Origin of the sequence: Natronococcus jeotgali DSM 18795, assembly GCF_000337695.1 — an archaeon.
Taxonomy (GTDB): Archaea; Halobacteriota; Halobacteria; order Halobacteriales; family Natrialbaceae; genus Natronococcus; species Natronococcus jeotgali.
Genome location: NZ_AOIA01000103.1, coordinates 1 through 14,096 on the forward strand (window position 1 = coordinate 1; position 14,096 = coordinate 14,096).

The window sequence follows — 14,096 nt, forward strand, 5'->3', positions numbered from 1 at the left end:
CGTGCCAATCGAGGATGTCGTAGGCGCTGTCTCCGAGCATCCAGACCGGTGTATCGACGGCGAGCGCGTCACGCGTGACGCGCATCGTCGTCTCCTGATCCGCTTGCTTGGTTTGTGTGAACTCCGCTGCTATCGGGATCTTTGCCCCAGTTGAGACGATCGTACAGCCGAATCCGTAGTAGTATTCCTCAGCTGTTGGATCGTAATTCCACGAGGCAGCGTCGTTGTGTTGGATCGCTTCAACGTGAGTCGAATCGATGGAGTACGTGGAGTCGAGCAGGCCGCGGGCGGCGGCCTGCTTGAAAAGCCTGTCGAAGATATCGTCGATAACGTGTTCGAGATCGGTGAGAAAACGATCAATCGTGTCTCTGGATGGCGGTTTATCGAGTCCACAGTAGTNCCAGACGAGGCCGTGCTGGAGTTCTCGTGTAACGGGACGTGTACCGTAGACATCCTCGTAGTAGCAGTGGAGGAAGCCGCGAAAGAGATCTGGTGGCTCGTGAACTCGTGTTCGCCCCCGGCGAGCGGGGGCGAACACGTCGTAATCCAGCAGAAACTCGAACTCAAGGTGATCGAACAGCGGTACTGTCTCGGTAGCCGCGACATTCAAGAAGTCGTCTACCGAATCCACATCTTGCAGGGTTGCGGTTGTGCTGGACACACTTTCCGCACTCTGCTGCTTCGTACGTGACGCTTTCTATGACAGGCTCNCGAATCCACATCTTGCAGGGTTGCGGTTGTGCTGGACACACTTTCCGCACTCTGCTGCTTCGTACGTGACGCTTTCTATGACAGGCTCTATGGAAAGCATCACGCTGATGGTTTCGACCAACGCTGATAGTCAGCAACCGAGCCGTCACCTGTTTATTTAGAAGCACCCACGATGTCAGCAAGGTCATAGAGTATAACATCATCCCGAGTCGTGGCCTGCTGACGAAGATCATCAGTGTATCCTGATCGGCTGAACAAGACATACTGTGTCGTCGCATCTGCAGGCTCGTCTGACCAACGGACATGTCCGGCAGTTCGCTCGAGGTCTGCAAGAACTCCCTCACTGATAGGCGATGAGGTAAACTTGCACTCACCAGCGACGAGTCCATCGTCAGTCAATCCGAGGACGTCCAATTCGTGCTCTTTGAACCACCATTGACCAATAGTATGGAAGCGGCGGTCAATGAGATGAGGGAGAGCTCGCTGGCAAAGGCGTTCGAAAAGTGGGCTAACATAATCCGATAGCTCAGGAGCAACGAGTTCATCGTATGCATCGTCGCCTAACAAGCGAAGCCGATCCTGATTCCCATAGACGAATCGAAACCAGAACCTGAATAGTGGTGCAGAGAGCCGATATCGACCTCGTTTTGACGATGTCGGTGATTCAGTTACCGGGATGTGACGTTCAACAAGCCGAAGTCGACGTAGTTTCTGAAGATACGTACTCAGTGACTGGGACTCGACGCCAGCCATTCCAGCGATTTCGTTAGGGGTCCGGCGACCATGCGCCAAGGCTCGGAGAATACTGAAGTAGGTATTCGGTTGTCGAAGCTCTGTTCGAAGAAGAAATTCCGGCTCAGAGTACAGGAGACCACGTTCTGAGAGAATAGACTGCTGAACATTTACTGCAAGTGCCTCAGTGGGATCAATGGTCTGAAGGTAGTATGGCGTACCTCCGTAGATCGCCCACGCTATAACAACTGCTTCATCGTCGTACTGTGGATAGAACTCCTTCGTGTTCCCGACAGAGAGTGGTTTGAGGTCAATGGTTGCTGTTCGACGGCCATACAATGGACTGTTGCCAGCAAGCACTTCATCCTCCATTACGCTAATCGAGGAACCGACAAGTACGAGCGTTATTCCCGTGTCCTGAAGTTGCGTGTCCCAGACTCGCTGAACCCGTGAAGGAAGTGAATCATCTTCCTCGAGGAGAAACGGAAATTCATCGATAACGACGACTGCATTCTGATCACCTAATGCACTGAGTAGTGCTTCCCAGTCTCGGCGGATATTTTTGAGGGAAGGAAATTGGTCTGTAACTACGTCAACGAACTGTTCGAGTTGGTTTTGTTCAGTCGACTCGATCGCCTGGTAGTAGACTGCATCATCACGGTCAGCAATCGACTGACGGACGAGTTCGCTTTTACCAAGTCGACGTCGCCCGTATAGGACAACGAATTCAGCGCGGTCCGAATTGTACCGGTTTGTTAACTCCTCAAGTTCCTGTTCTCGATCAACGAACGAGTCCATAGTATAGATTCATTCGTGTAGAGTATATAGTTCCCTAGTTTCGGAAAGGTAGGTTTCGGCAATCAGAGTTCCGGAAATCTAGATTTCGGAAATCTAGATTTCTATAATCGGCATACCGACTGACTCGATAATAAAAAAGATTGATAACTCTTCTCGTGAAGACAGAGACATCTCTATCGATTTGTTCTACGCTGAAAGTGGGTCTGAAGATGCCAACTTATCTACTTGACTTCAAATCGTCGTTATTGTCTCATGCTCTTCCTCGAGTGCTTGTGCGTCCTCCTCAAGTAGCGCAACAGTAAGATACGGTGCATACGATTCGAAGTACTCCACAACGGTTGCGATACGCTCGGAATCAATCGCCTCGAGCGAATCGAGCAGCATGAACGGAACCGTCTCGTAGACGTCGTGAACCAGATATCCAGCAAGCGCAAAGACAAGCCCAGTAACTTCACGCTCGCTCTCACTGAGGTGGTTGATCGAGTCTTCGTAGGCTGCTCCCTCCTCAGTACTACGAACGATCTTGAGATCGAACGATGATTTCGTCACCTTTCGTCGGCCTTCGCGAACGTCCCGTGTTGTCTGATCGATCCAGATTCGCTCGAGATTACTGTACTCGAGAATCTCCAACAGACTCTCCATGTGCTCGTTAAACTCCTCGACCGCGCTGTCTTCGATTTGATCGATACGGGTCCGAAGATCGGCTAACTCTTCGGTTGTCTTTTCACGGCGATCCTGAAGCCCTTCGCGGTCATCGAGCCGTTCCTCGATTGACGCAATTTTGTCTTCGACGTCATCGTGCTTGCTTTCCTTTCGTTCGATCTCGAACTCGCGCTGGTTGACTTCACGGTGTTGCTCGAGAATATCTTCAGAATCGTCGGTCTCGAGATCGTCAATCTCGCTTTCGAGCTCAGTAATCTCTTTTGTGAAGGCTTCCCGATCGTCCGTGAGATCCGCGATGCGGTCACGTCGGCGCTCGATTTCGTCGCCGATTGACTCGAGACGGCGATTGGCTCGCTGATACTCGGAGCGATTCTCTTCGATTTCGTTGCGCGTCGCTCGTTTCTCCTCGAGTTCGTCGTTGATCTCAGAACGCTCGTTGAGTCGATCCTCGTATACAGACTGGAGCTGTTCGATCGTGGATTCGATCTGGTCGGTGGCGACTGACGAGCCACAGGTCCAACACGTAACAGTCTCCGAATCGGCATCGGAGAGGAGCTGGTCGGTGACGGGACCATCATTGTTGTCCGCCTCGCCACCAAAGAACTCTCCAGGATCCTCTAGCAGCTGTTCGTTGAATTGGATCGTCCGCTGAAGCTGCGAAATTTCCTCGTTGAGTTCGTCCTTTTCGGCTTGGAGCGTATCGATTTCAGCTTCGAGACGACCGAGATTCGCTTCACCACCTGCCTGCAGCTCCTCGAGGTTGGCTTCGACGTCGTCGCGCTCGTCTTCGAGTGCTTCGATACTCTCGCGTTCGGTCTCGATCCGGTTGCGAACTCGTTCGAGTTCCGAACGCGTATCCCGAAGTTCATCGAATTTCTCCTCGAGTTCGGACTGTTCCTCACGCCGGGTTTCGACGTCAGTGTTCGCGGCCTCGAGTTCTTCCTCGGCAGTTTCGAGTTCGTCACGGAGTTCGTCGATCTCGTCGATTAGTCGCGTTCGCTTGGCCTCGAGATCGGGGAGCTGATTCTCGAGGTTATCAAGCTCGTCGAGTTCATTGTCGATCTGAGTTTTCCGCTGCTCGAGTTGTTGGATTTCAGCTTTGATCGCATCGGTATCGACCGGTCGCATGATCAGATCGCGTAGGTCGTCACCGCGAGCAACGGCCTGGCGAGCTTCGTTTGACTCGAGCAGGAACGCAAAGAGATCCGCGACCTCCGGATTATCGAGATACGGATCGCCCTCAGTAACGATCGTGCCGTTTCGTCGGTGAAGCGTCTGCTGGTAGGTTTCTTCACCGAACTCGAGAACAGCTTGTCCTTCTTTGCTATCCGCTTTGAGGCTCGCTTGATCGCTGCCGAGTGCTGCCATGATTCCCTGGAGCAGCGATGTTCGATTTGTTGCGTTGCGTCCAGAGAGAACAGTAACTCCCTGTTCGAACGACACCTCTGTTTCATCGATGCCACCGATATTCCTCACAGAGAGGGTTGCTTGCTCAGGCGGAGATTGTTCCTTAGCGTGTTGGCTCGTTCCCATAGGAGTAGACAGTTGATCTGGAGGTAGGTATTTATTGGTTAGCCAGCAATATGATACATACCGGCGTTCTCTGCGATTTAGAGGGCGTATTTTGGAGTATGCTTGAATCTGTTTTAGATGGTAATCCGCCGAACTTTCTCAAGAGTGTAGTGAATTAACCAACAGGGCTAAGGGAAGTCCCTCCGTTGGTTAATCAACACGATGTCCGATCCGCCGAAATACATCCTCGAGGGTCTCGAAAAGCAGTCACCAGAGACACTTCGAAAAATTGCGCAGATCGCTACCGAGATGGCGGACAACAAAGAGCGCCAGCTTGAGACAGAACTTGAGGAGCAGGAGATTGCCGATCGGCCAACGGATCTCGATCGTGACGACGCACCATCCAGTGCGACGTTGACTACGAAGGAGATCAACGGGAACCGGTACTACTACTGGCAGTGGCGAGAGGGCGAGCAAATCAAATCAGAATATATCCGGCCAGTTGATCCAAAGCGATGACCCAAGAATACGGTGCTGTAAGCTTCGTATTCGAAGCTACGTCTGCCTCTTCCGATCTATTTCCAGAAATTGACCGCCCTTGTATTGATGGGACCGACTGTCTCTCAACGATCGCCTCTGCGAACTATGAGGATAATCACTCAAGTGAGGATATCCTTGAACAGCCGCAAATTCGAGAACGCTCAACTCCCTCTCGTAGAACCATTGATCTTTATAATATCTTCACACGACTTTGGTGACAGATGGCAGACCCACAGGACACTATCACGACCGAAAACGTAGTTGCCTCCTCCGGGATTGGACAAGAACTTGCACTCGAGAGTCTCGCAATGGATCTTCCAGGGGCTGACTACGATCCGGAGCAGTTCCCGGGTCTCGTCTACCGTACGACGGATCCTAAAGCTGCTGCCCTGATCTTCCGTTCGGGAAAGATCGTCTGTACTGGTGCCAAAAGTATCGAGGGCGTCCAAGAGAGTCTAGAGATCGTTTTCGAAAAGCTTCGTGATCTCCAGATCGAGATCGAGGAGGATCCGGAAATCGTCATCCAGAATATTGTTAGTAGTGCGGATCTCGGCCGAAGTCTCAATCTCAATGCGATCGCCATTGGTCTTGGTCTCGAGAGTATCGAGTATGAACCAGAGCAGTTTCCAGGCTTGGTCTATCGACTCGATGAACCCGATGTTGTGACTCTCCTCTTTGGTTCCGGGAAACTGGTTGTCACTGGTGGAAAGGACGTCGATGATGCGAGACAGGCTATCGATGTAATCGTTGAACGCCTTGAAGATCTGGGTCTGCTCGAATAAGAGTACTTGTCATAGCTATACTTCCGTGTTAGCATACATAGACACCCTCTCGGAGCTTATGCCGCTCGTCCCTCCAACGAAGGGTATGTATCCTGCAACTGGAATCGACAAACCTGTTTGAACACTGGCTCAGTTGCCATTTTCTCCAAGAAAATATTAGATAACCATCATTAAGAGTCCCCAGTGCACTGGAATACGCAGGTCTCCTGTATTGAACACCAGCGTCCGTGGTGCCTCGCGTTGCGGATGTTTGTTTCACTACTATGCTGAGGGTGTCATACAATAGTTCTCAAGCAACATTATTCTCGGTCAGGTAGGATGGATAAAACACGAGAGCAGCTCAAACGCTGGTGGAAGCGTAGAATGAGACTGCTATAATCATCAAATAGCGGGTGTGAGACGTATTCTATGACACCCTGTACTATGCTTCTTATTCCCGTAGGTGTCTTGAGTACCGGTTTAGTTCTCTCATAGACTGTCCAAGTCGATAGAAGAGACCGCCCCATATTGATCAAGACGGCAAAGAGAACAATCGAAAACATCGTGAAGAGGTCACCAAGCGTTGTAGTCCCTCCTCGTGCGCTCACACTGGCAAGTGCCACACCAGCGTACGGAACCAGCAATCCAATAGCGATACCTCCTGCTACATGCCTTGCCGAACAATCGGAAGCGGTCCCTAGCGGAAGGCACACCAGCACTGGATCAATCGCGAACGCAATCACAACTGGCCTACATATACAGAAGCTGAGACTGATCTCCTCAATACACAGAGTAAGTACTCGGTTTTGAACCAATTACATCACGTCATGTCTGCCCCTATCTATGACCTTGAGCAGATACGTGCCTTCCTATCACCACCGTCTTACTCAAGGAGGGGAACGGCATCATCCCATAGTTGTCGAAACTGCTGCTCAAACTCAGAGACGACTTCCGAATCTTTGATTCCTACCACGCCAATACGATCTTTATCTGATACTGGATGAGGGATATCGATCGTCGTCTCCACGTTATCGACTATATCAAACGAAAGCACAACCTTGGGGATCATTCTGACAGTTATATCTGCTGACTGGTTTTCAATCAAATCCGGAAATTGGTCCGGGAGTACAGTAACTACCTTTTCACTGACTAGGAGGTCGACAGATAGACCGACATTAGCACCCTCGAAAAAGCCTTCCACTTCAGATTGGAGTGTCTCCCACGTCGCATCCTCGTAGGGAGGTCCAACGGCTGCTTGGACAACGTTCTCCGCGGTTCGCATATGTTGCTGTAGCGCTGTACTCATTTCGTTGCTCCCGAGCGATCCAAGCCAGAAACTACTCTCTGTTGGTGGTGTCGGCAAAAGATTCGAACGAACTGTTTCTGCTTTCTCGTGATAACGATCCCATTCTTGCTTCAGCTCATACGCTCGCTCAGCCAGAAGTCTGTCGACGACGATTTCTGGCTGTACGGCAACGTACCGATTTGGGTCGCTTGACTGTCTCCAAATCAGCTTGCGAGCTTCAAGGCCGTTTAGCACGTCGTAAATACGACCTTTTGGGACCCCACTAGTATCAGAGAGTTCGGCCGCCGTCACTGCTCCTGTCACGAGAAGCGTTCGATAGACCTTCTCCTCGTAACTTGAGAGTCCAAGCTCTCCCAATTCCGTCATCGATTGTCATTGTGCATCCAAACAAATTGTAAGTGCTGTTTTGTTTCAATAGTCGTATTTCGGTGACCTCGAGACCTACCGATATGCATCCGTACGTACTGCTCGCTGGTGCAATACTTTCCGAATTAATCGGGACAACTGCCCTCAAACTCTCGGAGGGATTTTCACAACTGATTCCCAGTATTGGTGTTATCCTCGGATACGGAGCGGCGTTCTATCTACTTTCTCTGACATTAGAGGAATTACCGATCGGTGTCGTCTATGGAACGTGGGCAGCATTGGGGATTGTCGGTGTGGCAGTTATCGGAGCCGTTGTTTTTGATGAACCAGTCGATCTAGCGGGTCTTCTCGGAATCATCCTCATTCTCGGGGGTGTCTACTGCGTTAACGTGGTTTCACAGATGTCTGCCCACTAAGATATTGGGCTCTGGTTTGTATAGAAAACAGCTGAAAAGTGGCACTGTATTCCAACATCTTGTTCGCCCCTGTTTGAGTAGTTATTCACCAACGATGTCCAACAGTTATGACGTGATCATCGCTGGCGCAGGTCCAGCGGGGGCGCAGTGTGCACGAGATCTGGCTGACCGTGGTTACGATGTTGTCGTCCTAGAAACCGAAGCAGAAGATGAGTTCCCAGCTCAAAGTAACAAATCTACCGGCGGAACGTTTGCATCGATGATGGCCTCCTTCGGCATCCCAGACGACGTCGTCATGCACGTGACTGAATCAGTAGTTCTTGAGTCACCAAATGAACACTTGATCCAAGACCAGCCGGGCTTTGTCTTGGACTTCGAGGCGTTCAAGAAGTTCCTTGTCGAGCATGGTTGTCACAAGAGTGCTGAGTATCGGTTTGATGCTCGTGTTCGTGACCCAATCGTCGAAGATGGCGATCTCGTCGGTGTCCGTTATAATAGTGATCAGGAGGTCTTTGGTGAAATCATCATCGATGCTACAGGTCCGGCTGCGCCACTAGCCAAAGATCTGGGGATAGCCAATCTTGAGCGGGAGAACCACGCGATTGGTATTGAATGCTTATTTGAGGGCGTCGATCTCAATCATCCCGATTTTGCTGATCTCACTGACGCGATGATGTTGCGGCTGGATCACAAGTACGCCCCTGGGGGTTACTCGTGGATCTTTCATACAGGTGACGACACAGCGAAAGTCGGTATCTGTTACATCCAGAATGAACGCTATCAAGAAAACGCCATTCATGGTCGGACCGTCGACGGTTATCTCGAACATTGGCTTGATAATGATCCGCGGTTCGAGAACGCCAGACAAATCGCAGAGAGTCCGGTTCGGGGATCAGCACATATACAGCCCCCCGGATCAATGAGTACTGATTCGTTTATGGCGATCGGTGATACTGTCCTATCGGTTGATCCTGTCTGGGGAGAGGGAATTTACAAGTGTATGAAATCAGCTCGAGCAGCTGCGATGACAGCCGATCGTTGTCTGACGAGGGCGAAAGACACCTCTGCTGAGGAGATGGAAGTCTATGACGATCTCTGGAAGGAGCAAGTTGCTCCCAGACAAGACCGTCGCTTGATGATAGCGAAGTTGCTATACCTTGCACCGAACGAACGGTACGACCGGCTCATGCGAGATCTAAACAAGCTCTCTCGAGATACTCTTTCGGCTATTAACGATGGGAGCAAGCGGGAGATTGCAAAACTGTTGTATCCCTGTGATCTATCCTACTTCTGGAAATATTGGCGAGGAACGTAATCTGGGACTGCCACTTATTTCAACCCTCAACCAATTGATCTTGGTCGTTTTAAGTCCTGTTAAAACCCTCAGAAGAGGACATATCTAGATGTGATTACGGTCGGTACTGGGAATTTAGTTACTGGATGAGATAGTCTTCGTTCACGACACGATCCCTTGAATGTAGATATGCGCGTAAGCGCTCGCCCACACGATGGAAAGCAGTTCACCGACACTTGATGAGATCACCTTCAAAACGGGATTCAACGAAGTCAAACTTGCCCCTATCTCGGGGAAAGATGTCGGGAAATAGAGGCTGAGTGCGCTTCCGGTACTAATCACTGCGATGAGCACGAACTTTCCTCGGTAGTTCGTCGTGATATGCCAGCTAACCCGTAGCGATTCAATGGGGCCGTACTGCCCGATAACACAGGCTTCTAGTGCGAACCAGAACTTGAACAACAAGAGGAGAAACGGTACGGCAAAGACGATCCCGCCGACTGCTGCTGCGACGGGAAAGCCAACCATCTCCATGGGATTACCTGGGATAGCGCCGACCAGAACGAGGAGTGGAAGCAAGACGAGAAATGGGACCGTCATTGCGAAAAAAACGACAAAAACGATCAAACCAACTAACGCTGGCGTTCGAGCAAGACTCCGATGCAGACCCTCGCGTATCGTGACGGGATCGTCAGTCAACTCTCCGGCGACGATCATTCCCACATAGGCTCGAATCAAGATGATAAATGCGAACGCTGTCGCTGTCTCAAGCACGCTGATTACGGGCAGCGGAAGCATATTGATGCTGCCCAGTTCGAGCAGCCGGTTGGCGAGGATTATAATGCCCGCGAAGGCGATAATTGACGGATAGGATCGAAACAGGCGAGCGGACCAGACTAGTGTATCGAGGACAGTTCGACGAGTTGCGGTCGTTTCGATATTGCGGCAGTCAAGACAGCCACAGCCATCGATATCATCTCGGTCCTTAATTACCGGCACCTTGTCATATGTGTTTGTGTTGTTGCTAGTAGGAGTGCTTCGGGTCGATGAGTCGGTGTGTTCGTTCATTCGGTAGTGACGAACTGAGCAATAGATTCGCCAGCGGCAAGCAGGATCGATGGTGGGCCCAGAAGCGATGCGAAGGATTTGAACGCGCGCTTGAGACCTGGCCGATCGTCCTCAGTGCCAAGAAAGAGGAGTGTCGGGTCTTCGGAAACGACAAAGACGCTCATCTCACGACCTTTCTCCGAATAGCAGGTATCTGTAACTTCGATCACACCAGCTGCTTCGAGATTTTCCAAGTGGTAGTGGACGTTCTGAACGCTCTGGTCGAGTTGCTCAGCGATCCGCGACGGGGTCGCCGGCGTCTCGTTGAGCAGCCGGAAAATCTCGTAGGCGGTATTGGACGCCAACGCTTCGATCACCTCTCGTGTCGCGTCGTCGTCAAGGCTCAGTACGGCCGGAGTACCACTTCGTTCGACGGCAGCGTCGGTTTGTGTCGGGAAGAGTCGTGCCATAGGTGCGATTAGCTTTTGTGGATGGTGGTCGCGAGGATCCGATCTGGTCAGTGACTGTTCGAAACCATCGTACGTAATTGTTGGTGGGTGGTCATACTGATTCCGGGGTACTAGCTGAGGCAGCGATTAATCGCATATAGTAGGCCGTATACACCGTATAGAAGTACGCGAAGCCGACTGCGGAAAGGACAATCCCAATTGTGATCAGGATAACAATCGGAATTCCAAGGTCAATCGGTAATACGTCAGCTGGCCCAGCGACTGTCATCATCAACTGGAGCAGGTATTCAGGGATGAAGAAGACGTTCAGTAGGACGAGCCACGCCAGCGAAAACCCTGTGACGCTTTTCAGGTTTGATCGGACGAGTTCAATACTTCTACGGAATGCGCCAGTAACACTCTCGTTCTCGATGACGATCGCGGTGTCGTAAAACTGCACGAACATAATGATAACGAGGATCGACACCAACCAGATAAGCAGGGAGAAGACGCCTGCTGCGAACGCAGCCATCTCGTTAATCGCGGCGAGCGCCATCGTTCCAATACCTAGGACGAACCCGATGAGTCCGAATCCGATAGCCGCTCCAAGAACGAGTAGCATGAACAACACAGTTGCAATGAGAAGCCGGGGGTAATTCTCCCGGGCTGCAGTGAAAAATTGGGTGAGAGACGCGTCTATTCCTTCGATCGCAGCTCGTGCAGTGCCGATAAACCCGCCGAGAACGAACGGGAAAACGATCAGCCAGGCGAGCGACAAGCCTGCCGAGAGGAGTGGTGATTCAATCAGGTGAGCAACGTATTGGAGCTGGCTGCCGGCCCCAAAGAGGAGCCCGGCGACGAGCAGGATTGGATTCGCTCGGAGGGCGGTCAATCCATCTTTGAATGCGGAGACTGTGACCATCGTATCTACGAAGTACTACTGTCGCGTATTAGGTCAAACGTTGTATCAAAACCATATTTAAGCATCTTGAACGGCTGAGGCTGCCGTTTCGATGGGAACAACGCAAGCGCACTTTCGATTTGGGATATCGAGGTATTGGGAATGGAATCAGGGAAATGAGAATGTGTAAATATTATAACTGCTACGGTAAATATCCTACCCCGATTCTGTTGAAACCCTCCTCTTTAGTGAGTCATTCGCGTGAATCTACTGTACACTACACATGCGAGCTGAACGATTGACTCTAGTCCAATGACCCGCCAAACTTTTCACATCTCTGAATGATATTCGATCATGGGATTTGGTGACTTGCTATCACAATTTAGTAAACTCCTCGAAGGAGAGGACCTGACTGGAAAACAGGCAGTACTAATAGTCGCTGTCTGGCTGGGAGCCACCGCTCTCTTTGGGATAATTGCGTATATTGTAGTATTCATGATTATAGGGTTTTGATGGCACTGTCTAGTTAAGCACTTCTGGTGTAGAACGGCGTTTCAGAGGTTGTCGAGGCATCCTTATTGAAAGATATGAGACTCACTCACCTTGGGAAGTATGCTGAAGTAGTCGACTCTTCGCTGCTCGTCGACCGAGTCTTACTTGTGTCAGAGACTAGATGGTGGTATCACGGGGTTTGTCACACGTTCACCGTTTCGATGTCTTGCGGTTTTCCTTATATAGACAGTGCCGTTTTGATTATTATTGATTGCTCTGTCTCTTACCTGTACGTGTCATTGGAAAGTCGTTCTACGACACCCATTCATCTGATTGACAGATTTTCGAGACGACGAGCTTTTTCTTCATTTGGAGTTCTGAGAGCGAGGGCGACACGAGAATCAGCAAAGGAAACAGCGGAGAATAGCGAGTACACAGTCGGACAGGACGAAGATGAACAGAAGAAAGACCTGAGCTCCATCCGTCTTTAGCTGAGCCGGAAACCGCGTGACAGCAGCGGCTTATCGAGGCGACTTTTTGAGAGGAGTGAAGAGGCATCCGCTGTGCACACAGAAGCCTCCTAATCTCGGATTATGCGTCGGCTCACTACACTGTTTCCCTCTGAGTATCTCGAAGAGCACGCCGAGGAACTCGGCGTGGTCGAGCGTGAGGGCAAGCTTCAGGTACCAGTCCTCGTGTGGGCGCTCGTGTTCGGCTTCGCCACAGGCGAGAGCCGAACACTCGCTGGGTTCAGACGCAGCTACAACTCGACGGCTGATGAGACGATCTCGCCCGGTGGCTTCTATCAGCGGCTGACGCCCTCTCTTGCAGAGTACCTCCGCGACCTCGTCAAGCGTGGCCTCGACGAGGTCGCTGTTCCAGAGGCGATTGATGCTGATATCGACCGGTTCAGAGATGTGATGATCGCTGATGGAACGGTGCTGCGGTTGCAGGAGTTCCTTTCCGACGAGTTCCAAGCCCGCCACGAGGAGCAGGCTGGAGCGAAGCTCCACCTGCTCCACAATGCTACCGACAAGACGATTGAACGGATAGACGTAACCGACGAGAAAACGCACGACAGCACGTTGTTCAAGACAGGCTCGTGGCTACAAGGGCGGCTCATTCTGTTCGATCTCGCGTACTTCAAGTACCGCCGCTTCGCGTTGATCGACGAGAACGGCGGCTACTACGTGAGTCGGCTGAAGACAAACGCGAATCCGGTGATAACGGCGGAGCTACGGAATGGCGCGGCCGCGCCATTCCCTTGGAAGGGGAGCAGATCCACGATGTGGTCGATAACCTCTCGTGGAAGTACATCGACGTAGAGGTCGAAGCAGAGTTCAAGCGAGGTCAGTACGAGGGGACTCGTTCACTGTATACGAAGCGGTTCCGTGTCGTCGGCATCCACAACAGGGACGCCGACGACTATCATCTGTACATCACGAATTTACCGAGAGAGGAATTCCTGCCGGCAGATCTAGCAACGCTGTATCGGTGACGGTGGGAGGTAGAGACGTTGTTTCGTGAGCTGAATACGCAGTACGAACTGGACGAATTCGACACAAGTAACCCTGTTGTCGTGGAAATTTTGCTGTACGGCGTTGCTGTCGCTGCTGGTGAGTTGTGATCTGTTGGATCTGGTCACCGAGCAGGCTGATGATGAGCTCGTGTTTCCGCCGGAACGCTGGTCGGCGACCTTCCGGTCGCACGCCCAGCTCATCCTCCACGAACTCGGTGAGTACCTTGGCTACTCGCCACCGCCACTGTTGGAACGGCTGATCGAAGAGGCACAGAAGATCCACAAGCAACGGCTGATCTTACAAGAGACGCTCGCTACTGCTGCGCAACCGAGGTGTGAGGTTTAGCTAAAGACAAATGGACCTGAGCTCCAGCACCTCTTTTGCTGTTTTGCTCTTCAGCAACAGCACTTACAGCTATTCTATTGGCTATTTGTCTCGAGTAGTCTTTCAGTGGCACTCGTTCGGGAAGACTCTCGAAGAAAAAAACGTCTTTCAGAAAACCTCAGAAAGGCAGCTATGACACGGTCACCAGTAGCACGGTTCAGCGGAGCCATCAACTCTCAGTCACTCAGCGTGGAAATCCTGGGC

12 protein-coding genes and 1 pseudogene are annotated in these 14,096 nt (G+C 51.4%); 6 read left to right on the forward strand and 7 right to left on the reverse strand.

All coding sequences use genetic code 11. The features are described 5' to 3' along the window. The 3 genes from C492_RS10590 to C492_RS10595 form a co-directional block, all read right to left on the reverse strand. On the reverse strand, positions 1–661 hold a 661-nt coding region (locus C492_RS10590), incomplete at its 3' end, for a transposase (protein WP_008423315.1). A 203-nt stretch (positions 662–864) separates the two neighbouring features. Continuing rightward, positions 865–2,241, reverse strand: coding sequence for an ATP-binding protein (locus tag C492_RS22910; protein WP_008423316.1), 1,377 nt, complete (start codon positions 2,239–2,241; stop codon positions 865–867). A gap of 231 nt (positions 2,242–2,472) precedes the next feature. Then, positions 2,473–4,437 (reverse strand): archaea-specific SMC-related protein, encoded by a 1,965-nt coding sequence (locus C492_RS10595; protein ID WP_049892985.1) that lies wholly within the window; start codon positions 4,435–4,437, stop codon positions 2,473–2,475. A 201-nt stretch (positions 4,438–4,638) separates the two neighbouring features. Between C492_RS10595 and C492_RS10600 the strand changes: the two genes are divergently transcribed. Together C492_RS10600 and C492_RS10605 are read left to right on the forward strand one after the other, a co-directional pair. Then, positions 4,639–4,935, forward strand: coding sequence for a hypothetical protein (locus C492_RS10600; protein ID WP_008423320.1), 297 nt, complete (start codon positions 4,639–4,641; stop codon positions 4,933–4,935). Between the two features lie 242 nt (positions 4,936–5,177). Further along, a complete protein-coding gene (locus C492_RS10605) occupies positions 5,178–5,738 on the forward strand; it encodes a TATA-box-binding protein (protein WP_008423322.1) in 561 nt (186 codons plus the stop codon). Positions 5,739–6,600: 862 nt separating this feature from the next. Here C492_RS10605 and C492_RS10610 read toward each other — a convergent pair. After that, positions 6,601–7,389, reverse strand: coding sequence for a TrmB family transcriptional regulator (locus C492_RS10610; protein ID WP_049892986.1), 789 nt, complete (start codon positions 7,387–7,389; stop codon positions 6,601–6,603). An 83-nt stretch (positions 7,390–7,472) separates the two neighbouring features. On the opposite strand from C492_RS10610, the gene C492_RS10615 reads away from it, so the two are divergent. Continuing rightward, positions 7,473–7,805: an SMR family transporter gene (locus C492_RS10615; protein WP_008423326.1), complete on the forward strand. Its 333-nt coding sequence runs from the start codon at positions 7,473–7,475 to the stop codon at positions 7,803–7,805. Positions 7,806–7,899: 94 nt separating this feature from the next. Beyond that, entirely contained in the window at positions 7,900–9,120 is a 1,221-nt protein-coding gene (locus C492_RS10620; RefSeq protein ID WP_049892987.1) for a digeranylgeranylglycerophospholipid reductase, read from the forward strand. A 141-nt stretch (positions 9,121–9,261) separates the two neighbouring features. On the opposite strand, the gene C492_RS10625 is transcribed toward C492_RS10620, so the two are convergent. The 3 genes from C492_RS10625 to C492_RS10635 form a co-directional block, all read right to left on the reverse strand. After that, positions 9,262–10,167, reverse strand: coding sequence for a hypothetical protein (locus C492_RS10625; protein ID WP_204365615.1), 906 nt, complete (start codon positions 10,165–10,167; stop codon positions 9,262–9,264). Beyond that, complete coding sequence (locus C492_RS10630; RefSeq protein WP_008423333.1) at positions 10,164–10,616, reverse strand: ArsR/SmtB family transcription factor; 453 nt, start codon at positions 10,614–10,616, stop codon at positions 10,164–10,166. Before C492_RS10630 ends, C492_RS10625 begins: the two co-directional genes overlap by 4 nt. Positions 10,617–10,707: 91 nt before the next feature. Then, positions 10,708–11,517, reverse strand: a complete 810-nt coding sequence (locus C492_RS10635) for a DUF7847 domain-containing protein (protein ID WP_008423334.1) — start codon at positions 11,515–11,517, stop codon at positions 10,708–10,710. Positions 11,518–11,850: 333 nt separating this feature from the next. On the opposite strand from C492_RS10635, the gene C492_RS24590 reads away from it, so the two are divergent. Together C492_RS24590 and C492_RS22915 are read left to right on the forward strand one after the other, a co-directional pair. Next, positions 11,851–12,009: a hypothetical protein gene (locus tag C492_RS24590; protein ID WP_169333451.1), complete on the forward strand. Its 159-nt coding sequence runs from the start codon at positions 11,851–11,853 to the stop codon at positions 12,007–12,009. 572 nt (positions 12,010–12,581) lie between these two features. Then, positions 12,582–13,853 (forward strand): annotated as a pseudogene (locus C492_RS22915) (IS4 family transposase). Positions 13,854–14,096: the final 243 nt, after the last annotated feature.